The organism is Sphingomonas hankookensis (genome assembly GCF_028551275.1).
Taxonomy (GTDB): domain Bacteria; phylum Pseudomonadota; class Alphaproteobacteria; order Sphingomonadales; family Sphingomonadaceae; genus Sphingomonas; species Sphingomonas hankookensis_A.
The window spans coordinates 1,428,636-1,453,179 of the sequence record NZ_CP117025.1; the positions used below are offsets into that span (position 1 = coordinate 1,428,636).

Below are 24,544 nucleotides of genomic sequence, written 5' to 3' on the forward strand. Positions count from 1 at the left end.
TCCGTTTCGGATCAATTGCCTTGCCGCGAACGCCGGTAGCGTCGACCATGCCGGGATGGAGATGCCGATGATGCCCGACCTGCAACGCCCCTGGGCCAAGCTGTTGCGGAACGAGGAGAAGGTCGTGGTGGCCGCGCTGCCGCTGGTCGATCATTGCCTCGACGTCGGGGCGGTGGCGGAGATCGTCTTGCAGGCGTGGCGCGGTCCGCTGGAGGCGGCGGCGGGGCGGGCGCTCGGCGAGCAGGATATCTCGCGATTGGCGGTGCTGGCGGCGCTGCACGATCTGGGCAAGGCCAATCGCGGGTTTCAGGCGCGGATCGATCCGGCGGCGGAGTTGATCGGTCATACCGGCCAGGTCGCCGCACTGCTGAACCATTCGAAGCTCAAGCGGACGCCGGCGGCGGTCGCGTTGCAGGCGATGATCGACGACTGGGATGCCGAACAGCATTTCGCGGCGGTGATGGCGCATCATGGCAAGCCGCTGGGCGAGTTTCACGAAGCGGCGACGTCGCTCGATTGGGGCAGGCATAACCGGCATTGGATGCCCGAGGGGGACGGCGATCCTGCTGCCGCCGTCGTGCCGCTGATCGAGGCGGTTCGCGAACGCTGGCCGCGGGCGTGGGAGGCCGGGCCGCCACTCCCGTTGGCGCCGCGCTTCGTGGCGTTGTTTGCCGGGCTGGTGACGCTGGCGGACTGGCTGGGATCGGACAGCAAGCGCTTTCCGGTGGCGGGGCCGCATGGTGCAGAGCGGGTCGCCCTGCGGGCGGAGGCGGCGCTGGCGGCGGCGGAGGCGCGGGGGCTGCTGGCGCTCGACACGCCGGCGGGCGATTTCGTCGCGGCATTCGGCAATGCGCCCTACGACTTTCAGACGGCGGCGGGCGATTGGGGGCCGGTCGCGCTGATCGAGGCGGAGACGGGGTCGGGCAAGACCGAGGCGGCGCTGTGGCGCTGGCTGGAGCTGCGGCGCGCGGGACAGGTCGACGGGCTGTTCTTCGCGCTGCCGACCCGGTCGGCGGCGGTGCAGTTGCAGCGGCGGGTCGATGCGATGCTGACCTCGGTATGGGGGGCGGATGGTCCCCGCGCGGTGCTGGCGGTGCCGGGGTATCTGAAGGCGGGCGATGCGAGCGGGCAGGCGTTGCCGGGCTATGCGGTGCGCTGGGACGATGGCGCCACGGGCGAGGAGCGGTGGGCGGCGGAGCGGGCCAATCGTTTTCTGGCGGCGCGGGTGGCGGTGGGGACGATCGATCAGGCGTTGCTGGGGGTCCTGCCGGTCAAGCATGCGCTGTTCCGGTCCAGCGTGCTGGCGCGCAGCCTTTTGGTGGTCGACGAGGTCCATGCGTCGGATGCCTATATGACCGGGCTGCTCGAACGGCTGCTCGACCAGCATGGCGCGGCGGGCGGGAAGGCGTTGCTGCTGTCGGCGACGCTGGGATCGGGCGCGCGGGCGCGGCTGTTGCGGCAGACGCCACTGTCGCCCGAAGCGGCGGAGGCAGTGCCCTATCCGGCGTTGTCGGGGCGCGGCGTGGCACCGCGGGCGGCGCGCGGGGCGACCGGACGCGACAAGCAGGTCAGGGTCGAGGTCGCGCCGATCATGGAGGATGCGTCGGCGATCGCGATGCGGGCGGTGGAGGCGGCGCGCGACGGGGCGGCGGTGCTGGTGGTGCGCAACAGCGTGGCCGGGGCGGTCGCGGTGGCGCAGGCGGTGGCGGAGCTGGCGCCCGAACTGGCCTTTGCGGTGGAGGGGGTGGCGACGGTCCATCATGGGCGCTTTGCGGCGACGGACCGCGAAAGGCTGGACACGGCGGTGACCGCGGCGTTCGGCAAGGGGCGCGGGCGTGGCGGGCGGGTGCTGGTGGGCACGCAGACGCTGGAACAGTCGCTCGACATCGATGCCGATCTGCTGCTGACCGATCTCGCGCCGGTCGACGTGCTGCTGCAACGGATCGGGCGGTTGCATCGGCATGCTCGGGCGGAGCGGGGGGCGTTTGCGGAGGCGCGGGCGATCGTGCTGCGGCCGGCGGAGCGGGATTTGACGCCGTTGCTGAAGGGGCGGGCGCTGCACGGGCTGGGCGGGGCGAGGCGGGTGGCGCCCTATCCCGACCTGTTGCCGGTCGAGGCGACGCTGGCGCTGCTGGAGGACCGGCCGGACATCGCCATTCCGCGCGACAATCGGCTGCTGGTCGAACGGGCGCTGCATCCCGAACTGCTCGACGCACTGGCGGAGCGGCTGGGGGTGGCGTGGCAGAACCACCGCAACGAGCGCAACGGCGGCGCGGCGGTCGATGCCCAGGCGGCGGGGCAGGTGGCGCTGGACTTCCGGCGGCGCTTTACCGAATGGCTGCCGTTCGACGGGGGCGAGGCGGTGGCGACGCGGCTGGGTGCGCGCGACCTGCTGGTCGATCTGGCGCAGCCGTTGGCCGGGGCGTTCGGGGGGACTGTCGACCGGATCGCCATTCCGGCGTGGATGGCGCCGGGCGTCGGGGATGCGGCGGTCGAGGCGAGAGATGCGCATGGGTTCTCGATCGGGTCGTATCGCTTCGCCTATGACCAGTGGGGCCTGCGCAAGGCCGATTGAAATATGCGTGCGGGTATAACCGGCGGTCATGGGCCGGTTGACGTGGGAAGCGGATCGTTTGAGGTTCGCGCTTTGCCGTGTCCGGAGTAGCCATGACCGCATCCGCCGCCGCTGCGGTCCCGCCCGCCGACGCCGTCGTCCATCCAGGGCGCAGCGCGATGCTGCTCTACGGGCTGCTGGGCTTTTCGGCCGGGCTGCCCTTCTACATGTTCTCGACGGTGCTGGCGCTGCGGTTGCAGGCGCATGGCGTGGCGCTGACGGTGCTGGGTTTCTTCGCGTGGGTGCAACTGCTGCCGACGCTGAAGTTCGTGTGGGCGCCGCTGCTCGACCGGTACGATGTGCCGGGGTTCAGCCGCTTCTGGGGCAAGAGGCGCGGGTGGATCATGCTGGCGCAGCTGGGCATCGTCACCGCGATGGGGGCGATGGCGTGGACGGCGGATGACGCCAGCCTGCCCGTCACCGCGCTGTTCGCGGTGCTGCTCGCCTTCTGGACCACGACGCTGGAGGTCGCGGCCGATGCGTGGCGTATCGAGCTGTTCCCGACGCAGGACCAGCAGGGGCCGATCGTCGCCGCGAACCTGTGGGGATACCGCACGGCCATGGTCGCGGCAGGCAGCGGGGCGTTGTTGCTGGCGGACAATGGCGGGTGGACACTCGCCTATCTGCTGATCGCGGTCGCGGCGTTCCTGCCGTTTCCGATCCTTGCCGCGATGCGGCCCGAGGACGGGCGGGGCGGGGGGCGGATGGTGGCGCTGACCACCGGAATTTTGGGCGGGGCGGTGATCCTCGTCGCCGCTTGTGCCGTGACCGCTGCGGTCGGCTATGTCCTGCTGTCGGCGGCCGAGGGGATCGGGATCGATGCGAAGAGCAACGTCACGCCCTGGGTGCTGGGGCTGTGCATGGTGCCGTTCGTCGCGATGGCGGCGGGGTTGCCATGGATCCGCAAGGCTCCGCCGACCGCGCCGATCCGCACCTCGACCGCGATCGGGCCCTATGTCGATTTCTTCTGGCGGTTTCAGTATGCCGCGATCCTGCTGATGGTCTTCGTCTCGCTGTACCGGATGGGCGACGTGCTGGCGCTGAACCTGTCCAAGCCGATGATCAAGGATTTGGGCTATACGCTCAGCCAGATCGGGCGGGCGGATGGCGTGGTGGCGCTGGCGGCGAGCATGGTCGGCGTGGGTTTGGGCGGATGGATGGTCACGCGGCGGCCGATGCTGTGGGCGCTGGCGGTGGGGGCGGTCGTGGCGGCGATCGGCAATTTCGGGTTCGTGTGGCTGGCGCATCAGCCGGTCAGCGAGGCGATGCTGTATGTCGCCACCGCGCTCGACCAGTTCGGCAACGGCTTTGCGGGGGCGGTGTTCGTCGTCTATCTCTCGCTGCTGGTGAATCCGCGCCATCCGGGGGCGCAATATGCGTTCCTGACCGGCTTTGCTTTCCTGTTGCCGCGGATGCTGGCGGGGGCGGGGGATCGATGGTCGGGGTGATCGGCTATGACGGGTTCTTCCTGCTGTCGGGGGCGGTGAGCCTGGCCGCGATCCCGTTGCTGCCGGCGCTGGCGAAAATCCGGGCGCGGGAGGATGATGCGTGATCGATCGGGCCTTTGCCGAAGCGGCGCGCTATGTCGCCGAGGGGCGGATACCGGGGGCGACGCTGGGGATCGTGACCGCCGAGGGCGCGCGGGAGGTGCGGGTCGCTGGCCTTGCCCGCCGGGTGCCGGACGAGGTGCCGCTGACCCGCGCGCATTGGTTCGATCTGGCGTCGGTCAGCAAGGTCATCGCGACCACGCGGTTCGTGCTGCAACTGGCCGACGAAGGGCGGATCGATCTCGACCGGCCGCTGACCGATGCGATCCCCGACCTGCGGCAATATGACGTGGGCGGCGCGGCGGAGCGGCGGCTGACGTTTCGCGACTGTCTGGTCCACCGGACGTTCCTGCCCGCGGTCGAGCCGATCTATACCTATGGCGACGATCCGGCGCGGCTGCGGGCGTTCGTGTTGCAGCGCGAGTGGAAGCACGGGCCGGCGGTCTATTCGGACATCAACTTCATTTTGCTGGGGATTGCGGTCGAGCGTATCACCGGCGCGGGGCTGGACGCGCTGCCGCTGGGGCCGGGACTGAGCTGGGGGCCGCCGCCGGGGCCGGCGGTCGCGACCGAGCATTGTTCGTGGCGCGGGCGGGTGCTGGTGGGCGAGGTGCATGACGAGAATTGCTCGGCGATGGGCGGCCGGACCGGGCATGCCGGGCTGTTCGGGACGGTCGACGGGGTGCTGGATTTCGCAGCTGGGCTGCTCGACGGGAACGGGGCGTCGGCGGCGATGCTCGACGCGATCCGGACGCCGGTGGAGGGGCATCGCACGGCGGGGTGGGAGATCCGTTTTCCGGGGTGGTCCGGCGGGCAGGCGTGCTCGGCGGGGACGATCGGGCATACCGGGTTTACCGGGACGGGGTTGTGGGTCGATTTCGAGCGCGGGCTGGCGTGGACGCTGCTGACCAATCGAGTGCATCCGACGCGGCATTTCGATAGCGGGATTTTCGAGTTGCGGCCGGCGACGGGGGATGCGGTGGTGGCGGGGTTTGATGCGATGTCAAAGGGTTAGTGGATTTGGGGGGCAAAGTTCACTAAGTTCACACTCGTGGCGGTTTTGGGTGGCGTTTGGTTTGGGGCGGGTTGCGGCGGTTCGAAAGAGCGTCCGCAGGGTTAGCTGAGGCGGCGTTTGTAGGAAAGCAGAGGGTTCGTCGCTTCTACGTGGGCCGGGGCCTCGTGTGGCGAGGCACGCGCTTCGCTACGGGGAGATCCCAGCCTTGGCTGGGATGACGTTTGGGGCCGGAATGGAGGCGGCGTTTCGGCTTTTGCGGAAGAAGAAGCGGGACCCCGGATCAAGTCCGGGGTGACGGTCGGGGAGCGTACCCCCGCGTAGGCGGGGGTTCAGATCCGCGGGCGGTGTCGTTTGTTGCCCTGGGCCCCCGCCTTCGCGGGGGTACGGTGCGCCTTACGCCGCTTCGATCACCTCGCGCAGCACGCCCAGAAACTCGCTGGCCAGCGCGCTGGGCGGGCGGTCTAGCAGGTGCATGGCGTGGACGTCGAAGGTCAGCGAGGGCTTCAACGCACGCATGGCGAGGCCGTCGGCGAGCGAGGCTTCGGCGGTGAAATTGTCGACGACGCTCAACCCCACGCCCGCGCGGACCAGCGCGGCGGCGATGTAGAAGGTGCGGGCGGAGGCGACCTCCTGCAATTCGATGCCGAGGCGTTCGAGTTCCTGTGCGAAGAGCTGGCCGATGGGACCGCTGGCCGCCAGCGTGATAAAGGGGTGGCCGACGAGTTGCGGCAGGTCGATCCGCGCCGCCATGCCGGGCAGGTCCGCCTCGCGGTAGAGGACGACGAGTTCGCCTTCGCCCAGCCACACCTTGCCGAGCGGAGCGCCGCGCGGGACTTCGGCGGCGATGGCGATGTCGGTCTCGCGTTCGTACAGCTTGCGCAGCAGGTCGTCGTGATGGACGGTCTGCAGGTCGAAGCGGACGTCGGGGCGCCTGGCCATGAAGCGGGCGACGGCGGTCGGTAGCGCGCCCAAGGCGAGGCTGGGCAGCGCCGAGATGCGCAGCGTCGCGCCGCCGCCGCTGCGCAGGTTGCGGCCGGCTTCGCGCAAGGCACGGACGCGTTCCTGAATGTCGGCGACGTCGCCGAACAGGGCATGGGCGTCTTCGGTGGGCACGAGGCGGCTGTTGGTGCGCTGGAACAGTTCGAAGCCCAATAGCGTCTCGGCATGGCGCAGCGTTTTGGAGACCGAGGGCTGCGAGATGTTGAGCGCGCGGGCCGCCGCACTGACCGATCCATTGACGTAGACCGCGTGGAAGATTTCGATGTGGCGCAGGTTCATGTCGCCACTTGGCCCCGATAGCGCGCCTCGTCCAGCCCGTGTTCGGCGCGCGCCACCAGTGTCGCGACGGTCAGGTTGGCGCTGGCCGAGGGGACGGTGCGGGTCATGTCGAGCAGCCGGTCGAAGGGGAGGACGAGGCCGACGACCAGCGCGGTCTGTTCCGCGCCGACCCCGACCGCGCCGAGCATCGCCGCCAGCATGAACAGCGAGGCGGAGGGAACGGGCGCGGTGCCGAAGGCGGCGAGGGCGCCGGTCGCGAGCATGACGCCGAGCATCCAGGCGTCGGGAACGATGCCGAGCGCCTGCAACGCGAACTGGCCGAGCAGGCCTACATACATCGCCGTCCCGTCCTTGCCGATGCTGGCGCCCAAGGGCAGCACGGTCGAGGTGATGGGCCGGGCGATGCCGAGATTGTCCTGGCTGACCCGGAGCGCGACCGGCAGGGTGGCCGAGGACGAGGCGGTCGAGAAGGCGACGATCAGCGCATCGACGATCCCGCGAAAGAAGCGCACCACCGGCAACCGCGCGACGAAGCGCAGCAGCCCGGCATGAAATGCCATCTGGGTCAGCGAGGCGAGGATGACGCACAGCGCCAGCCAGCCGACATGGACGAACACCGCCGTGCCGCCGCTTGCCACCGCATTGGCGATGAGGGCGAGGACGCCGAACGGGGTCACCTCCATCACGATGCGGACGAGGTGGAGCAGGACGGCGGCAAGCCCCTGAAGGAGGGCGACGACCGGCTTGCCCGCTTCGCCCGATACCACGCTGGCGATGCCGAGCAGGACGGCGACGAAGATGATGGCGAGCATGTCGCCCTTTGCCAGCGCGTCGACGATATTGACGGGGACGATGCCGAGCAGCTGGTCGGCAGGCGTGACGGGCGGGCCGAGGACGTGCGGCGCGACACCCGACAGGGCGATGCCGCTGCCGGGTTGCAGCAGCAGGCCGAACCCCATGCCGATCGACACCGCGACCAACGTGGTGAAGGCGAACAGCGCGACGGTTCGCCCGCCGATGCCGCCCAGCCGGCGCGGATCGCCCAGCGAGGCGATGCCGGCGGCGATGGTGATCAGGACGACCGGCACGACCAGCATCTTGATGAGGCGGACGAACAGGTCGCCGACGATCTTGATCGCCGCAGCGCCCTCCGGCCACAACAGGCCGATCACGACGCCGAGGAACAGCGCGGCGACGACGCGCTGCCACAGGGGGATCGCGAACCAGCGGCGCATCAATTGCCCCAGAAGCCCGGCGTGGCGGGCGACAACATGCCTTCATGGTCGGTGACGCCGCCTGCGCGGTCTTCGCTCAGCCACAGCGGACCGTCGAGATCGACGAACGACGCCCGGCCGCCCAGCTGCATGGCCGGCGCGATGCCCAGCGACGAACAGACCATGCACCCGACCATCAACCCGAATCCCTTTGCGTGCGCCCTGCCGGCCAGCACCAGTGCTTCGGTCAGCCCGCCGGTCTTGTCGAGCTTGATGTTTACCACGTCGTAGCGGCCGGCGAGGCGGTCGAGATCGGCGGCGGTGTGGAGCGCTTCGTCGGCGGCGATGGGGACGGGGCTGTCGAAGGTGGCGAGGTCATGATCTTCGCCGGCGGGGAGCGGCTGTTCGAGCAGGTCGACGCGCCATTCGATCAGGCGTTCGCGTAAAGACCGGAGCGTGTCGATCGTCCAGCTTTCATTGGGATCGACGATCAGGCGGGGCAAGGGCGCGACGCTGCGGATCGCGGCGATCTGGGCGGCGGGGTCGGTGCGGTCGACCTTGACCTTGAGCAGGGGCACGGTCGCGACCTTGGCCGCTGCGCGGGCCATGGCGTCGGGGGTGTCGAGGCCGATGGTGATGGCGGACGGCAGCGCAACCGGTTCGTCGAGGCCGGCGAGGGCGGCGACCGTCGTGCCGGCGAGGCGGGCTTCGAGATCCCATAGCGCGCAGTCGACCGCGTTGCGCGCGGCCCCGGCGGGGAGCAGCGCGGCGAGGTCCTGTCGGCCGGCGCCGTCGGCCAGCGCCGGGGCGATGGCGCGGATCGCGGCGATCGTGTCCTCGATCGTCTCGCCATAGCGGGCATAGGGGACGGCTTCGCCTCTCCCGATCGTTCCGCCTTCGCGAAGGGTGACGGTGACGACATCGGCCGCCGTCTTCACCCCCCGCGAAATGCGGAACGGGGTGCTCAGGCCGAAACGGTCATGGGCGACGTCGAGGTGTCGAAGCATGTCTGCATCCAGTCGATGATCGGGTCCGCGCCGAAGCGATAGGGATCGGTGCAGGGCAGGCCGTGGGCGTCGGCGGTCTGCGCGCACAGGCGGCGCGCCTCGTCCTCGGGCAGCTTGACCGTGTTGAGCGCGATGCCGACCGCCTGCACGTCGGGGCTGGTGAGGCGCGCGACCGACAGGTTGGCGGCGATGCACTCGGCGATGCCGGGGACGGCGTAATGGGGAAGCCCGCGCATATGCTCGCGCGCCGGGTCGTGGCACATCACGATCGCGCGCGGCTGGGCGCCGTGGAGCAGGCCGGTCGAGACACCGGCGAAGGACGGGTGGAACAGCGATCCTTGTCCCTCGATGAGGTCCCAGCCGTCATCGCTGCGCGCCGGGGTGATCGTCTCGATCGCGCCCGAAATGAAGTCGGCGACCACCGCGTCGACGGGCACGCCCGAGCCGGCGATCAGGATGCCGGTCTGTCCGGTGGCGCGGAAATCGGCAGTGATCCCGCGGGCGACCATAGTGCGCTGGAGCGCGAGGGTCGAATACATCTTGCCGACCGAACAGTCGGTGCCGACGGTCAGCAGGCGGTTGCCGGCGCGCTTCTTCCCGTTGCCGACCGGCAGGTTCGCGGGGGGATCGCGGACGTCGAACAGCTGGACGCCGGCTTGCCGTGCGGCATCGGCGATTTCCGGCACGTCGCGCAGCCGCTGGTGCAGGCCCGAGGCGACGTGCATGCCGGTGGCGATGGCGGACAGCGCATCGCGGATCAGCGCGTCGCCCATCTTGCCGCCGGCATTGGCGATGCCGAGGATCAGGGTGTTGGCGCCGGCTGCGCGGCCTTGCGCGGCGTCCATGCGTGGGAGGCCGAGCGTCAGCGGGCAGTCGTCGTGGCGCCATTCGCCGACGCATTCGTCCGGGCGGAAGGCCGCAACCCCGCGCGAGGTCTTGATGCCGACCGCGTCGTCGGAATGGCCGAGATAGAGGAGGAAGGGACCGGGGATCATCGCGCACCCTGCTGGCTGTATGGACCATCGGGATAGGGCGGGGTGGCCGCGCGCGTCATATCGTGCTGTCGCGGGGAGGTATAGCGTTGGGTTATGGGTGGTGCTGTCGCAACGAACGTCGTCCCAGCGCAGGCTGGGATCTTGCGGTAGTACGGCGCGCGCCTCGCCGCGGGAGGCCCCAGCCTGCGCTGGGGCGACGGTGTTGTCGCACCCGTCACCCTGGACTTGATCCGGGGTCCCGCTTCCTGGCTGGCGTTGGAAGAAGGAGAAGCGGGACCCCGGGTCAAGCCCGGGGTGACGTGAGGGTTAGGTGGTGGGGCAGTTCTTCGGCGTCGGGCGCAGCAGGGCGCGGCCGGGGGCGGCGCCGGTGGTGGCGCCGTCCTTGAGCGCTAGTTTGCCGTTTACGAACAGCGCCTTGACGCCGGCGCTGGGTACGCGCGGGTTTACGTAGGTGGCGCGGGGGGCGTAGTTGACCGGGTCGAACACGACTACATCGGCATAATAGCCGGGTTTGAGGTAACCGCGATGGTCCATGCGGTACATGTCGGCGGTGGCGCCGGTCGAGCGGTGGATGAAGTCGCGCATCGTGATCACCTTCCGCTCGCGGACATAGACCTGATATTTGCGCGGGAAGGTGGCGTATTGCCGCGGATGGCCGTTCGATCCGTCGGAGCTGGTCACGACCCAGGGCTGCCGCATGATGAGGTCGGCATCGGCGTCGATCATGTTGAAACTGGCGACCGAGACGCCGGCCGGTTCCTTGCCCGTGGCATCGGCGACGCGCAGGATCTTGATCGCGGCGTCGATCGGGTCGAGCTTCCACGCGGTCGCCATCTGGGCGAGCGTCTTGCCGGTCCACGGCATCCCGGCGCTGGTCAGCAGCAGCGAGTCCGCGCCGCCGCGCCGGCGGAGATTCTCGGCCATTTCGACCTTGATCTTCGCCAGCGTCGCCGGGTCGTCGAAGCGCTGGATCAGGCGCGGATAGCCGCCGTCGTTCGCCCAGCGCGGGACGAGCGAGGCATCGACGCTGGAGCCGGAGGCGAGCCACGGGTACTGGTCGGCGGTGACGTTCTGCCCGGCCTTGCGCGCGGCTTCGATCGTGGCGATCAGTTCGGGGGCCTTGCCATGGACGTCGACGCCCAGCGCTTTCAGATGGGCGATATGGACCGGCATGTTCGCCTGCCGTCCGATCTCGATTACTTCTTTGGTCGAGTTGATGAGGCCGATCGAATAGTTGGATTCGTCGCGCTGATGGGTGTCGTACATGCCGCCGCGAATCGCGGCTTCGCGGGCGATGGCGACGACCTCGTCGGTCTTGGCGAAGCTCTGCGGCGCGTAGAACAGGCCGGTCGAAAAGCCATAGGCGCCTTCGCACATCGCCTTGGCCACCAGCGCCTTTTCCTGCGTCAGTTGGGCAGGGGTCGGAGCGCGGTCGTCCTGTCCGAGCACGCGGCCGCGCACCGATCCGAAGCCGACGAACGGCGCGACATTGGTGCCGATGCCGCCGGCCATCAGCTTGCGCGCGTCCTCCGCGACGTCGGGCGTGCCGTATCCGTCGACGCCGATGACGATGGTCGACACCCCCTGCGCCAGCCAGGGGAGGTTGAGACGCTCCTTCGCGTCGGTCGAGCGGATATAGCTGTCGGGATGGGTATGGGCGTCGATGAAACCGGGTGCGACGATCTGGCCCTTCGCGTCGATGATCTGCGCCGCCTGCGTCCGGCGGGTCGGGCCGACATAGACGATGCGGTCGCCGGCAATCTCGACATCGCCGGTGATCGGTTCCGCGTTCGCGCCGTTATAGATGGTGCCGCCACGGATCACGATGTCGACCCGGGGCGCGGCTGCCACGGCCGGACCGGCGAGCGCGGCGAACAGGGCGATCAGGGGCAGGCGCTTCATCGGCGAATCCTTCTGGGCGGGGGCATCAGCGTAGCACGGCGCGCGGCCTTGCCGTCCACCGCCGTGCGGCTGAACAGCAGGGGCAGCGTCTGGCCGGCGATCCACGGGGTGTACTGGTCGCGGTAATGGGGGCTGCGCGGGTCGTTCGACTGGCCGGGCAGGTTCAGGAATACCGAATTGTCCCATGCGCCGACGTCGATGACCTGCAGATAGCTGGCTCCGCCGCCAACGCGCCAGCCGGGGCCGTCGCCCAGCCAGCGTGCCATGACGGTGTAGCTGTCGCCGCCCGATCCGCCGCCCTCGATCGGGGGGAAGGCGGCGGCGATGGCGGGGATGCGCGACAGGGGATGGGCGATGCGGACCTGATGCAGCTTGCCCCAGCGCCATGCGGCAGGGTCGCGGCCGAGCAGCGACTGCGCGCTGGTCCAGGCGGAGGCGAGCGCGTCGCGTAGCATCGCGTCGCGGGCGGTGGCCGGTAGCCGCGCATCGGGTTTCGCGAGGATGCCGAGCAGGACCGAGGGGTCGATTTCGGTCACCAGCGCCTTGGCCCGGTCGGGGACGATGGCAGCCAGCATCCGCTTGCCCAGATCGCGCCACAGGATTTCGAACAGCGCGGCGGGGCCGCTGTCGGCGGTCAGGCGGCCGTCCCAGCGGCGCAGCATGTCGCCGGCCGGGGAGGGTGTGGCGGGCAATAGCGCGATCAACTGGCGTGCCGGCGTCGAGACCGTGTCGAACTGCAACGCGACGCTGTCGGCGATGCTGTGCTTCGGCTGGGCGGCGAGCACGTCGGCGATGCGTTCGTAGCGATAGGGCGCGCGGAACGAGAAGGCGGGGATGCGGTCGCGCGGCCAGTCGGCGGGCAGGTTGTTCTGGTTGGCCGAGGCGAACCAGCCCTTCCTGGGGTTATATTCGTTGGGCAGCGACGCGAAGTCGCGCATGCCGGTCCAGTCGTAGCGACCGTCGCCCGGCACCGGCAGCAGCCCGTCGCCGCGCTTGCGCACCGGTGCGAAGCCGATCACCTGCCAACCGGTATTTCCCTGCGTATCGGCATAATGGAAATTGGTCGGCGAGGGGTGGAGCCGGAACGCTTTCCTGAGCGATGCCCAGTCGCGGGCGAGGTTGATGGCGACCATCGCGAAGGCGCCGCCGCCGCCCGGCTGCATCGCGATCGACGCCAGCACGCTGGCGCGGCGCTTCGCCGGATCGTGCGACACGACCGGCCCCTGCACCGAATAGCGCAGCGTCGCGACATAGGGGGCGGTGCCCTTTACCGGGATCGCGATGTCGATCTTGGTAAAGCGCTTCCAGCCGCCATTGTGGCGGTAGCGTTCAGGATCGGCGGGATCGAGTTCGAGGATGAACAGGTCCTGCTGGTCGATATGGAAGTTCGTGCGGCCAAAGGCGAAGCGGTCGGTATGGCCCTGCATGATGCCGGGCAGGCCGGGCGCGCCGCCACCGATCACGTCAAGGCCAGGCGCGGTCAGGTGCGCGACATGGCGCGGGCCGAAGCCGCCGATGCCGAGATGCGGGTCGTTGGCAAGGATCGGGCGGCCGGTCGCGGTGCGGTTGCCCGCGACGGTCCACGCGTTGCTGCCGGCATTGGCGTGTTCCATCGGACCTTCGGCCGGATCGCGGACCGGGGTGTCGGGACCGAAGGGCAGGCCGCCCTGCCGCAACACGCCGAAGTCGGCGGGCGAGATGGCGGCGGTGTCGAGGCCGTCGGGGACGGTCATCTGCCAGTTGGGACGCAAGGGCGCGACGATCGCGTCGAGGTCAAGCAGGCCGATCGCGGCCAGTTGCGCGCGGCGGATTTCGTCATCGGCATTGCCGATCGCGCCACCGCGGGCGAGCACCATATCCTCGATCGCCCATTTGATCGGCTGGACCCCGAGGATCGTGTATTCGGGCGGAAGCAATGCCGGGTCGGCCAGCACCTCGTCGATGCGCGCGTTGATGCCTGCGATATAGGCGCGGGTGCATTCCAGCACATTGGCGGGCACCTTGCGCAGTTCGGCATCCAGGTCGCCGCGATAATGGAACAGGCGGGCCGCCGCATCGTGCCGGGCGAAGTCCGCGCCGAATGCTTCGGCCAGCCGGCCCAGTTCCCGCCGGTGGCCGAGATCGATCTGGAACAGCCGGTCGCGCGCGACGACATAGCCCTGTCCGTAGAACGCGTCGGGGATGGTCGCGGCGCGGATATGCGGCACGCCGTAAATGTCGTCGACGATCTCGATCGGGGCGGAGAGGGTGTCGGGCGCGGGCGCGGCACCCGCGACCATCGGCACCAGCGCGAACGCGGCGGCCGATCCCTGTAAAAAGGCGCGGCGGTTCATCATCGGCGGCATCCCTTGCTGGTCATGCGATGCGGCGCTCGGCATCGCACAAAAGGTACACGTTCGTCCTGAGTAGCTGTTGAGCGTAGTCGAAACAGCGTATCGAAGGACCGCCGAGGGTGCTTCGATACGAGGCTTCGACAAGCTCAGCCTCTACTCAGCACGAACGGGTGAGGCTGAGGTTGCCGCACTCTACGGACAGCGTGCCGGCGACAGGTATGACAACCGCGCCCCGGCCCATAGGGCGCGTTTATGGCAGGGCTGCCCATAATCTGCGGCTATGGCCCGACGAAGCGATAATAGCCGCGCATCGCTTGACGCATGTCCCTGCGACCGCGCAGCTTTCGCCTTCGACACGAACGACGATGGCGCTACGGCGGCTACGATCGGTTCGGCGATGCCGCAGGAACCAATCCGGTAACAAATCCAGCCCGACCAACGGGCGAAGGGGAGCTAACCATGACGACATCCATGCCCTTCCGGCGGTATCTCCCGGCACTGGCGCGCGCGACCAGCCTCGCTGCGCTGTGCATCGCGACCCCAGCGTTCGCGCAGGACGCGGTTCCGCAGACCGACCAGGCGACCGCTGCCGAGACGCAGGCGGAGGGCGAGATCCTCGTCACCGGATCGCGCGTGGTGCGCGACGGGTTCCAGTCGCCGACGCCGCTGACCGTGCTGACCCAGCAGGAAATCCAGAACAGTTCGCCGACCAACAACCTAGCCGATTTCGTGAACCAGATTCCGGCGGTGGCGGGCAGTTTGCGCCCCGCCAACTCGCGCCTCGCGATCAGCTCGGGTCTGGCCGGGATCAACGCGCTGAACCTGCGCGCGCTGGGCGAAATCCGCACGCTGGTGCTGCTCGACGGGCGGCGCTCGGTCGGGTCGAGCGTCACGGGACTGGTCGATATCAACACCTTCCCGCAATCGCTGGTGAAGAGCGTCGAGATCGTGACCGGCGGTGCGTCGGCGGCCTATGGGTCGGACGCGGTGGCGGGCGTGGTCAACTTCGCGCTCGACAAGACCTATGAGGGGCTGAAGGTCACCGCCGACAGCGGCATCACCGAATATGGCGACGGGTTCAATTACTCGTTCAGCGTGGCGGGCGGCACGAGTTTTGCCGACGGGCGCGGGCATATCCTGCTGAGCGGGGAAGTCGCGCATCGCGACGGCATCTTCCAGGTCGATCGGGAATGGAATGCGCGCGGGCGGGTGGTCGTCACCAACCCGGCCTATACCAATACCAACGGGTTGCCGCAGTTCCTGACGCTGAACCAGATCGGCGTGGCGAACGCGACGCCGGGTGGGATTATCCTGAATTCGACCGGCGGCACCGCCAACCGGCTGCGCGGCATCTATTTCGGTGCCGGCGGGTCGGTGAACCAGTTCAACTATGGCAGCTTCAATTCGCCCGCGCTGGGCGGCAGCAGCGCACCGACGCGGACGCAGGGCGGCGACTGGCAGCTGAACGATCAGGGGCGCAATATCGGCCTCGACGCCGATGACGACCGGCATGGCGTGTTCGGGCGGGTCAGCTATCAGCTGGCCGACTGGATCACGGTGTTCGGCGAGGCATCGTACAACTGGCAGAAAACGCTGTTCAACGCCGGGCCGCAGCTGACGACGACGACCACGCTGCGTGCGGACAATGCGTACCTCATCAACACGTTGGGCGCGGCGCGGCTGGCGGGTATCCAGACGGTGACGATCGGCACCACCGCCGTCGACCTACCGTATCGCAAGAACAACAGCAGCCGCGACGTGCAGCGTTACGCGATCGGCGCGGAGGGCGATTTCCAGCTGTTCGGCAACAAGGCGGTGTGGAGCGCCTATGGCCAATATGGCGAGACCAACGCCCGCGAGCAGCTGCGCGACATCATGAACGTCGCGCGCATGGCCAATGCCACCGACGCGGTGTTCGCGCCGGCGGGCAATGCGCTGGGCGTGGCCGCCGGCACCATCGTCTGCCGCTCGACGCTGACCGCGCCCACCAATGGCTGCGTCCCGATGAACCGGCTGGGCGTCGGCGTCACCAGCCAGGGCGCGATCGATTATGCGCTGGGCGATCCGTATCGCGACCAGACGCTCAAGCAGACGGTGGCGGGCATCAACCTGTCGGTCGTGCCCTTTGCGACCTGGGCCGGCGATGTCAGCGTCGCGGTCGGCGGCGAATATCGCAAGGAAGAAGTGTCGGGCAATGTGCCCACCGAGTTCCAGACCGGATGGTCGGTCGGCAACTTCCTGCCGACCTTCGGCAGCTACAACGTCAAGGAAGCCTATCTCGAGACCGTGGTCCCGCTGGGGTCGGGAGTCGAGTTCAACGGCGCGGTGCGGGCGACCGATTATTCGACGTCGGGTTATGTGACGACGTGGAAGGTCGGCACGACGTGGCAGCCGATCGAGGATATCCGTTTCCGCGTCACCCGGTCGCGCGACATCCGCGCGCCCAATCTGAACGAGCTGTTTCAGGCGGGCACGTCGCGTACGAACACGTTGACCGATCCGTTCACCAACCGCAACGGCGTCACCTTCCGCGAGACGACGACGGGCAACCTGAACCTGAAGCCCGAAATCGCCGATTCGACCAGCGTCGGCGTGGTGTTGCAGCCGCGCTTCATCCCCGGCTTCTCCTTCTCGGCCGACGGGTTCCTCATCAAGCTGCAGGACGCGATCGGCCAGTTCTTTGCGCAGGATATCATCAACCGCTGCTTCGAAGGGCGGACCGAGTTCTGCGCCGCCTATGGTCCCGATCCGACGGGGGACCGCGAGTTCTTCTTCCGCGCCAGCCCGTTCAACTTCGCGCGGCAGACGGTGCGCGGGCTGGACTTCGATGCAACCTATCGCCTGCCGCTGGCTGACGTGGTCGACAGCGTGCCGGGCAATGTGACGCTCAAGGCATTGGCGACGCGCTATATCGACAACATCACCGACAGCGGCGTGCCGAACGTCGTGCCGGTCGATATCGTCGGGCAGCTGGGCGGGTCGAGCCTGCCGAGCTGGATCTATCGCTTCAACGCCAGCTACGACACCGACAATTTCGCGATCACCGGCACCGCGCGCGGGGTCGCCGGCGGGACCTATTCGAACAATTATATCGTGTGTTCGACGAACTGCCCGGTCGGGCGTCCGGGGGGGACCGTGTCGCAATTCCCGACGATCGACAGCAACAGGATCGACGGCGCGACCTATTTCGACCTCAACCTGACCGGCAAGGTCGATATGGGCGGCGGCGCGAAGGGGGAGGTGTTCCTGAACGTCACCAACCTGTTCAACCGCGAACCGATCCTGCTGCCCGAAACCGGGCTGGCGGCGAACAGCACCTATTCGGACCTGCTGGGCCGGGCGTTCCGGGTGGGCATCCGGATGCAGACGCGGTGAGGGGGTAGTCGCTTCGTCCTTGATGATGCCGTACCTCCGCGCAGGCGGGGGGCCAGCGTCCCGAACGCCAAGGTTGCGTTGTCCGGCTCTGGACCCCCGCCCGCGCGGGGGTACGGTGAGTGCGAGTTGAGGATGGCGGCAGACGGGATGGTATGACGAGCGGCCTAGCAACCGAGCAACTGATCGCCACCCTGCGCAAGGCCGTCGGGCGCCGCCACGTGCTGACTGACCCGCGCCGGACCGCGCGGTTCCGGCGGGGGTATCGCACTGGCGAGGGGGCGGCGATCGCAGTGGTGCGGCCGGGGTCGCTGGTCGAACTGTGGCGGGTGGCGCAGGCGTGCGTTGGCGCCGATGTGTCGATCCTGATGCAGGCGTCGAACACCGGGCTGACCGGCGGGTCGACGCCCGATGGCGACGACTATCCCGGCGGGCTGGTGATCATCAGCACGATGCGGCTCGACCGGTTGCACCTGCTTCGCGGTGGCGAGCAGGTCGTGTGCCTGCCGGGGACGACGCTCTATGCGCTGGAGGCGGCGTTGCGGCCCTTGGGGCGCGAGCCGCATTCGGTGATCGGGTCGTCGTGCCTGGGCGCGTCGGTGGTCGGCGGGGTTTGCAACAATTCGGGCGGGTCGCTGATCCGGCGCGGGCCGGCCTATACCGAACTGGCGCTGTTCGGCAGTGTCGGCGCCGACGGAGCGCTGCGGCTGGTCAACCATCTGGGGATCGCGCTGGGCGACGATCCGGAGGCGATCCTCGACCGGTTGGACCGGGGGGATTTTGCAGCGGCCGATGTCGATCCGGCGACGGACAAGCCGGCGCACGACCATCGTTACGTCACCCATGTCCGTGATATCGACAGCGACGTGCCGGCGAGGTTCAATGCCGATCCGCGCTGCCTGTTCGAGGCGGCAGGGAGTGCGGGCAAGCTGATCGTGTTTGCAGTGCGGCTCGACACCTTCGCGAAGGAGGACGAGACGGTCACCTTCTATATCGGGACCGACGATCCCGACCGCTTGACCGAGCTGCGCCGGACGATGCTGCGCGATTTCGCCGAGCTGCCGATCGCGGGCGAATATATGCATCGCGGGGCGTTCGATATCGCCGACCGCTATGGCCGCGACACGTTCCGCGCGATCGAGCGGCTGGGCACCGACCGCTTGCCGCGGCTGTTCGCGGCGAAGGCGTGGGTCGATGGCGTGACCGAGCGCTTCGTACGCAATCTGAGCGACCGGGTGTTGCAGCGGGCCGGCGCGTTGCTGGGCGATCATCTGCCACCACGAATGCGCGCATTTCGCGACCGGTTCGAACATCATCTGCTGCTGAAGATGCCGCGCGGCGATGCGGCGGCGACCGCCTCGCTGCTCGACACGCTGCTGCCCGGTGGCTGGTTCGAATGTTCGGCCGACGAAGCCACCAAGGCGTTCCTGCACCGCTTCGTCGCGGCAGGCGCGGCGGTGCGCTATCGCGCGGTCCATGGCGATACGGTCGAGGATATCGTCGCGCTCGACGTCGCACTGCCGCGCAACAGCCGCGACTGGGCCGAAGTTTTGCCGGACGATCTGGGCGGGCAGGTGGTCGACACGCTATATTACGGGCATTTCTTCTGCCACGTGTTCCACCGCGACTATATCGTGCGCAAAGGCGTCGACCCGCTGGCGTTCGAACATGCGCTGTGGAAGCGGCTGGATGCGGTGGGCGCGCAATATCCGGCCGAGCATAATGTCGGGCATCTCTATAATGCGAAGCCAGAACTGGCCGGATTTTACCGCAAGCTCGATCCGCGCAACCAGCTGAATCCGGGGATCGGGCACACGCTCAAGGCGCGGGCATGGGAAGCATGAGCTTCTTTCTGGGCATCGATGCCGGCGGCAGCAACTGCCGGGCGCGACTCGTCAACGCCTCCGGGCGGGAGGTCGGCACCGGGCAGGCGGGCGCAGCCAATGCCGGGATCGGGGTCGATCCGCTGCGGGCGGTGCTGACCGATGTGATCGCGCAGGCAACCGTGAAGCTGTTTCCGGCGGAGAGAGCGACGGTCCGCGTCGGCATGGGGATTGCGGGCATTCGCCGGCCGGGAATCCGCGCCGCGCTGGAGGCGACCGACTTCGGTGTCGCTGGGGTCGTGCTGGCGAGCGATGCGCAGATCGCGCATCTGGGCGCGCATGGTGGCGGCGATGGCGCGATCCTGATCCTCGGCACCGGCAGCGCGGCGCTGCTGCGCATCGACGGGCAGGAGGTCGCGCTGGGCGGGTACGGTTTTCCGGTGTCGGACGAGGGGAGCGGCGCGGCGCTGGGGCTGAGTGCGGTGCGCCATGCGCTGCGTGCACTCGACGGGCGGACACGGCATACGCCGCTGGCCGATGCGGTGGCGGCGCTGTTCGACCATGACGTGCTGAAGGCGGTGGCGTGGATGGCCACCGCGGGGCCGCGCGATTACGGGGCGCTGGCGCCGATCGTGATGGACCATGCCGATGCGGACGATCCCATCGCCCGGTCGATCGTCGAGGATGCGGCGGGCCATGTCGAGCGGTTCATCGAAACCCTCGTCGCCCGCGGGGTGACGCGCTGCACACTGGTCGGCGGGCTGGCGCCGCGGCTGCAACCCTGGCTGCGCGTGCGGACCGTCGCGCATCTGTGTCCGCCGATGGGCGATCCGCTGGACGGTGCGGTGCGGCTGGCCGGCCTTGAATCGCGGTCGAGCGACGAACTGCGTTAAGGACGTTTAAACCAGACTCGTCGCAATCCTTCATTACAATGTCGATGCGACGTCTGGCCCTTCTGATCCTGCTGATGGCGGGCGTGCTGCCTGCCATGGCGCGCGCGTCGGCGGTCGCGGACGGTTGGGCGGCCTGGCGCACGCCATGGTTCCAGACGCTGGACGGCAGCGCCGGACTGCCGCATTCGACGACCACCGCCATCGTCCAGAGCAGCGACGGGTTGATGTGGATCGGCACGCGCGGCGGGCTGGCGCGCTATGACGGGCAGCGGCTGAAGGTATTCCGCCAGACTATCGGGCGGACTGGTGGCGTTCCCGACAATTACATCCGTTCGCTGCTGGCGCTGCCGCATGGCGCGGTGCTGGTCGGCACCAATGTCGGCGGAATGGTCCGGTACGACCCGGGCTCGAACGGCTTCGTCGCGATCGGCGGGGCGACCGGGGTGGGCGTTGGAACACGCATCATGTCGATCGTGTCCGACGGACAGGACGGTGCCTATGTCGCGTCGGACCGGGGCGTGTTCCATTACGATGCCCGGCACGACCGGATCGCACCGGTGACCAGCCAGGGCGATGCGCTGGCCGAGGGCGCGTTCGCGGTGCATCGCGATCCCGACGGGACGCTCTATGCCGGTGGCGACCATGGGCTGTTCGTCCGGCGACGCGGCGCGGCCCGCTTCGTGGCGGTGGCGACCCCGGATATCGGCGACGTCTGGGCGATCGCCCGCGACCGGATGGGGCGGTTGTGGATCGGCACCGGATCGCACGGCATCTTCGTGCAGTTGGCGGGTGGCCGCGTCATCCAGCCAGCGGCGCTGGCGGGCGCGTCGCCGTTGATCGCACACCGTACCGTCCGCACCTTCGCCACCGGGCCGAACGGCGTGGTGTGGGCCGGGACCGATGGCGTCGGCGTGCTGCGCATCGCAACCGAGGGCGGCCTTGCCGTTCGATCGATCCGCAACCTCCAGGCCAATCGCGGGTCGCTGTCGGGGGATACCGTACGCGACCTGCATATCGACCGGACGGGGCGGTTATGGGCGGCGACCGAGGTCGGCGCGTCGCATACCGACCCGGCACCCGAAGCGATCCTGACCATCGGCAACGCCATGCCCGATCCGCGCCATTCGCTGGCCGATCGCACGGTCAGCGGGGTGATGGTCGACCGCCGCGACCGCATCTGGGTCGGCATGAGCAACGGGATGATTGACATGGTCGACCGCATGCAGGGGGTGGTCCGCCACCTGCGGCTGGACGGCAACCATGCCGGGCAGGATATCAAGGCGTTCGCCGAACGCCCCGACGGCACGATTTTGGCCGGCGGCCGCGGGGTCGTGATGATCGATCCGGATACGCTGACCGAACGGGCGCTGCCGCTGCCCGAGCTGGGCGACTTGCCGGTCATTTCGATGCTGCGGATCGACCATCGCCTGTTGATCGGGACCTATCGCGGGTTGTTCGTCCGTGACGAACGTAGCGGCAAGGTCCGCCGCTATCGCCATGTGCCGGGGAATGACGCGTCGCTCGCCAACAACGAAGTCATCAATATCGTCGCGGCACGCGGCGGCGGCGTCTGGATCGCGACCCCGCGCGGGATCAACCGGTTCGATCCGGCGAGCGGCCGCTTCGCGACCTATCGCAACGATCCCGCCGATCCGACCAGCCTGCCGCAAAACTATACCGGATCGATCGTGGCGGCGGGCGATGCGCTGTGGGTGGGCACCTATGGCGGGGTCGCCCGGGGCAAGCGCGTCGGAGACGACTGGCGGTTCCACGCGATCACCGAGGCACGCGGCCTCGCCAACGACAATGTCGCGGCGGTGCAGATCGACCGCGCGGGGCGGCTATGGGCCACCGGGGCCAGCGGGATTTCGGTGATCGATCCGCGCCACGAAAGCGTGCTGACGGTCAGCCGCCGCGACGGGCTGACCGCCAACTCGTTCAGCCAGCGCGTCTCGGCGATCACCCGCACCGGCGACCTGCTGTTCGGGGGAACCGGGGGGCTGATGGTGCTGCGGCCCGACCGGCTGCTCGCCGCGCATCCGACCGCCACGCCGCCGCTGACGCTGAGCGAGATCGAGGAGAATGGCCGTGTCGTTCCCTTCGACCCGTTGGGGCGCGACCGCACCATCCATGCCGACGGGCACGGCATCCGCATCGCCTTTGCGTTGAGCGATTATGCCGCGCCGGAGGAGATACGCTATCGCTACCGCCTGCGCGGGTTCGACGCCGACTGGGTCGCGATTCCCCCCGCCAGCCCGGCGACGGCGATCTACACCAACCTGCCCGGCGGCACCTACATCCTCGAACTGCAGGCGCAGATTCCGGGGGTGCACCCGCGCGTGGTCACCGGCCGGGTGAGCCTGGTGGTGGCGCAGGCATGGCATGAACGCTGGGTGGTGCGCGCCGCGCTGCTGCTGGTGGCGGTGCTGGTGGTGTTCGGCATCGTGCAGCTGCGCACGGTCGTGCTGCGCCGCCGGACGCGCGCGCTGGAGACTGTGGTCGAGCAGCGGACGCGGGAGCTGCGCGCGGCCAATGCCCGGCTGGAACGGCTGGCCGGCACCGACCCGCTGACCGGCCTTGCCAACCGGCGGACGATGATCGCGATGCTGGAGGCGGCGCGCGAAACGGCGTTGCGCTCGGGCGGGCATTATGTCGTCGCGATGCTCGATATCGACCGGTTCAAGCGGATCAACGACGCGCACGGGCATCAGGTCGGCGACATGGTGATCGAGGCGGTCGCGACGCGGATCGCCGCGTCGGTGCGCGCGGTCGATTCGGTGGCGCGCTATGGCGGGGAGGAGATTGCGATCCTGTTCGCCGACATTTCGCCCGAAGAAGCGCTGGACACCAGCGAGCGGGTGCGCGCCGCCGTCGCCGCCGACCCGATCGTCGCGAACGGGATTGCGGTGCGGGTGACGGTCAGCGGCGGGATTGCGGTGGCGACGGGCGACACGTCGCCGGCCGAACTGCTGCACCGCGCCGACCTGGCGTTGTACCGCGCGAAGCGCGCAGGGCGCGACCGGGTCGTGCTGGACGACGGGGCGGAAGTCGACGCGTCAGCCGCGCGCTGACGCATCGCCTGCGCGGGCGATGCGCAGGACGCCGTCGCCGATCTTGCCGAAGCCGAGCGTCATATAGTCGAGAAAGTAATTCTGGTGCAGCCGCCACGGCGTGCGCGACCCCTGCGCCGGGGTGATGCTGGCCGCACGGGTGACGTAACCCGAACTGAAATCGAGCAGCGGGCGGCGTTCCACGTCCGGTCCGGGCGGTGCGGGTAGGCAGATGTCGTAGCCATGCCGTCGCATATGGTTCAGCATGCGGCACATGCGACGCGCCACCAGGTCGATCTTCAGCGTCCACGACGCGTTGGTATAGCCGAGTGCCAGCACCATGTTCGGCACGCCCGAGGCCATCATGCCGCGATAGATGAGATGGTCGGCGGGGACGAACGGCACGCTGTCGATGGTGAGCGCGATGCCGCCCAGCAAATGCAGCTTCAGCCCCGTCGCGGTGACGATGATATCGGCATCGACATGGCCGCCCGATGCCAGCTCGATGCCGGTGGGGGTGAAGCGGCGGATCGCATCGGTGCGGATGCTGGCCGATCCGTCGCGCAGCGCGGTGAACAGGTCGGCGTCCGGCACCAGGCACAGCCGCTGGTCCCACGGATCGTAGCGCGGGGTGAAATGGCGATCGACATCGGGCAGGTCAGGCAGCTCGCGGCGGACGCCCTTCAGGATGAACGCCTCCATCCGGCGCGGGAATCTGCGGGCGAACTGAAAGGCGGCAAGACCCAGCGCGGCGCTTTTCCACCGGGCAAGGCGTCCCGCGACCGGTTCCGGCAGCAGGCGGTAGAGAAGATGCGCGACGCGATCCCGCGAAGGTTGCGACACGATGTGACTGGGCGAGCGCTGCACCATCGTCACCTGCGCGCCGCGTGCGGCCAGCGCAGGGACCAGCGTCACCGCCGTCGCGCCGCTGCCGATCACCGCCACGCGCTTGCCGGCGACGTCGAGGCCCTGCGGCCAGTGCTGGGGATGGACGATGCGTCCGGCAAACTCCGCCTGTCCCGGAAAATCCGGGGCATGGCCGCTGGCATAGTCGTAATAGCCGCAGCCCATGAACAGGAACCGGCAGGTGACGGTCGACACCGCGCCGTCGACCTCGACGGTCAGCGTCCAGCGCGCGGTTTGCGACGACCATTCGGCACGGACGATGCGGTGGTGAAAGCGGATGTGGCGGTCGATGCCGAAGCTGCGCGCGGTATCTTCGATATAATCGCGAATGTCACCGCCATCGGCGATCGCCTTGTCCCCGCGCCACGGACGGAACGGAAAGCCCAGCGTATGCATGTCGGAATCCGACCGGACGCCGGGATAGCGGAACAGGTCCCACGTCCCGCCGATCGCGTCGCGCGCCTCGAAGATCGCGTAGCGGCGGTCGGGGCAGCGCCGTTGCAGGTGCCATGCGGCATCGATGCCGGACAGGCCGGCACCGATGATCGCGACATCGAGTTCGGGTTCGACAGGGATCGCCATGGCCGGGATATCG

At 68.9% G+C, this 24,544-nt stretch carries 14 protein-coding genes; 7 read left to right on the plus strand and 7 right to left on the minus strand.

Annotated elements, in window-relative coordinates:
* Window positions 1–67 precede the first annotated feature (67 nt).
* The 3 genes from cas3 to PPZ50_RS06710 all read left to right on the plus strand — a co-directional run bounded on the left by cas3 (window position 68) and on the right by PPZ50_RS06710 (window position 5,176).
* A complete protein-coding gene (cas3, locus tag PPZ50_RS06700) occupies window positions 68–2,575 on the plus strand; it encodes a CRISPR-associated helicase Cas3' (RefSeq protein ID WP_164523931.1) in 2,508 nt (835 codons plus the stop codon).
* Between the two features lie 92 nt (window positions 2,576–2,667).
* Window positions 2,668–4,062 (plus strand): permease, encoded by a 1,395-nt coding sequence (locus PPZ50_RS06705; RefSeq protein ID WP_272815756.1) that lies wholly within the window; start codon window positions 2,668–2,670, stop codon window positions 4,060–4,062.
* A gap of 100 nt (window positions 4,063–4,162) precedes the next feature.
* The gene (locus tag PPZ50_RS06710) at window positions 4,163–5,176 is read left to right on the plus strand and encodes a serine hydrolase domain-containing protein (RefSeq protein ID WP_066689726.1); all 1,014 of its coding nucleotides are present in this window, start codon (window positions 4,163–4,165) and stop codon (window positions 5,174–5,176) included.
* A 393-nt stretch (window positions 5,177–5,569) separates the two neighbouring features.
* On the opposite strand, the gene PPZ50_RS06715 is transcribed toward PPZ50_RS06710, so the two are convergent.
* The 6 genes from PPZ50_RS06715 to PPZ50_RS06740 form a co-directional block, all read right to left on the minus strand.
* Window positions 5,570–6,454 (minus strand): LysR family transcriptional regulator, encoded by an 885-nt coding sequence (locus tag PPZ50_RS06715; RefSeq protein ID WP_066689725.1) that lies wholly within the window; start codon window positions 6,452–6,454, stop codon window positions 5,570–5,572.
* Entirely contained in the window at window positions 6,451–7,689 is a 1,239-nt protein-coding gene (locus PPZ50_RS06720) for a dicarboxylate/amino acid:cation symporter (protein WP_066689724.1), read from the minus strand. Before PPZ50_RS06720 ends, PPZ50_RS06715 begins: the two co-directional genes overlap by 4 nt.
* Window positions 7,689–8,675: an N-acetyl-D-Glu racemase DgcA gene (gene dgcA / locus PPZ50_RS06725; RefSeq protein WP_066689723.1), complete on the minus strand. Its 987-nt coding sequence runs from the start codon at window positions 8,673–8,675 to the stop codon at window positions 7,689–7,691. Before dgcA ends, PPZ50_RS06720 begins: the two co-directional genes overlap by 1 nt.
* On the minus strand, window positions 8,633–9,670 hold the full coding sequence (gene dgcN, locus PPZ50_RS06730) for an N-acetyltransferase DgcN (protein ID WP_066689722.1): 1,038 nt from the start codon (window positions 9,668–9,670) through the stop codon (window positions 8,633–8,635). The genes dgcA and dgcN overlap by 43 nt, the downstream gene beginning before the upstream one ends.
* Window positions 9,671–9,976: 306 nt before the next feature.
* A complete protein-coding gene (locus PPZ50_RS06735) occupies window positions 9,977–11,572 on the minus strand; it encodes an N-acyl-D-amino-acid deacylase family protein (protein WP_066689721.1) in 1,596 nt (531 codons plus the stop codon).
* Window positions 11,569–13,908, minus strand: coding sequence for a penicillin acylase family protein (locus tag PPZ50_RS06740; protein ID WP_126014883.1), 2,340 nt, complete (start codon window positions 13,906–13,908; stop codon window positions 11,569–11,571). The genes PPZ50_RS06735 and PPZ50_RS06740 overlap by 4 nt, the downstream gene beginning before the upstream one ends.
* Before the next feature lie 456 nt (window positions 13,909–14,364).
* On the opposite strand from PPZ50_RS06740, the gene PPZ50_RS06745 reads away from it, so the two are divergent.
* The 4 genes from PPZ50_RS06745 to PPZ50_RS06760 all read left to right on the plus strand — a co-directional run bounded on the left by PPZ50_RS06745 (window position 14,365) and on the right by PPZ50_RS06760 (window position 23,064).
* Window positions 14,365–17,280, plus strand: a complete 2,916-nt coding sequence (locus PPZ50_RS06745; protein WP_241215523.1) for a TonB-dependent receptor plug domain-containing protein — start codon at window positions 14,365–14,367, stop codon at window positions 17,278–17,280.
* Between the two features lie 152 nt (window positions 17,281–17,432).
* On the plus strand, window positions 17,433–19,121 hold the full coding sequence (dld, locus tag PPZ50_RS06750; protein ID WP_126014873.1) for a D-lactate dehydrogenase: 1,689 nt from the start codon (window positions 17,433–17,435) through the stop codon (window positions 19,119–19,121).
* Complete coding sequence (locus PPZ50_RS06755; RefSeq protein WP_126014879.1) at window positions 19,118–19,993, plus strand: BadF/BadG/BcrA/BcrD ATPase family protein; 876 nt, start codon at window positions 19,118–19,120, stop codon at window positions 19,991–19,993. The genes dld and PPZ50_RS06755 overlap by 4 nt, the downstream gene beginning before the upstream one ends.
* A gap of 44 nt (window positions 19,994–20,037) precedes the next feature.
* A complete protein-coding gene (locus PPZ50_RS06760) occupies window positions 20,038–23,064 on the plus strand; it encodes a ligand-binding sensor domain-containing protein (protein WP_164523909.1) in 3,027 nt (1,008 codons plus the stop codon).
* Here the strand turns inward: PPZ50_RS06760 and PPZ50_RS06765 are convergent.
* Window positions 23,050–24,531 (minus strand): flavin-containing monooxygenase, encoded by a 1,482-nt coding sequence (locus PPZ50_RS06765; protein ID WP_126014869.1) that lies wholly within the window; start codon window positions 24,529–24,531, stop codon window positions 23,050–23,052. The two genes, PPZ50_RS06760 and PPZ50_RS06765, sit on opposite strands and share 15 nt — an antisense overlap.
* Between the last annotated feature and the right edge of the window lie 13 nt (window positions 24,532–24,544).

Coding starts and splice junctions, on each gene's coding strand:
- cas3 (WP_164523931.1), top strand. CDS start 68: ATGATGCCCGACCTGCAACGCCCCTGGGCCAAGCTGTTGCGGAACGAG.
- PPZ50_RS06705 (WP_272815756.1), top strand. CDS start 2,668: ATGACCGCATCCGCCGCCGCTGCGGTCCCGCCCGCCGACGCCGTCGTC.
- PPZ50_RS06715 (WP_066689725.1), bottom strand. CDS start 6,454: ATGAACCTGCGCCACATCGAAATCTTCCACGCGGTCTACGTCAATGGA.
- PPZ50_RS06720 (WP_066689724.1), bottom strand. CDS start 7,689: ATGCGCCGCTGGTTCGCGATCCCCCTGTGGCAGCGCGTCGTCGCCGCG.
- dgcA (WP_066689723.1), bottom strand. CDS start 8,675: ATGCTTCGACACCTCGACGTCGCCCATGACCGTTTCGGCCTGAGCACC.
- dgcN (WP_066689722.1), bottom strand. CDS start 9,670: ATGATCCCCGGTCCCTTCCTCCTCTATCTCGGCCATTCCGACGACGCG.
- PPZ50_RS06735 (WP_066689721.1), bottom strand. CDS start 11,572: ATGAAGCGCCTGCCCCTGATCGCCCTGTTCGCCGCGCTCGCCGGTCCG.
- PPZ50_RS06740 (WP_126014883.1), bottom strand. CDS start 13,908: ATGATGAACCGCCGCGCCTTTTTACAGGGATCGGCCGCCGCGTTCGCG.
- PPZ50_RS06745 (WP_241215523.1), top strand. CDS start 14,365: ATGACGACATCCATGCCCTTCCGGCGGTATCTCCCGGCACTGGCGCGC.
- dld (WP_126014873.1), top strand. CDS start 17,433: ATGACGAGCGGCCTAGCAACCGAGCAACTGATCGCCACCCTGCGCAAG.
- PPZ50_RS06755 (WP_126014879.1), top strand. CDS start 19,118: ATGAGCTTCTTTCTGGGCATCGATGCCGGCGGCAGCAACTGCCGGGCG.
- PPZ50_RS06760 (WP_164523909.1), top strand. CDS start 20,038: ATGCGACGTCTGGCCCTTCTGATCCTGCTGATGGCGGGCGTGCTGCCT.
- PPZ50_RS06765 (WP_126014869.1), bottom strand. CDS start 24,531: ATGGCGATCCCTGTCGAACCCGAACTCGATGTCGCGATCATCGGTGCC.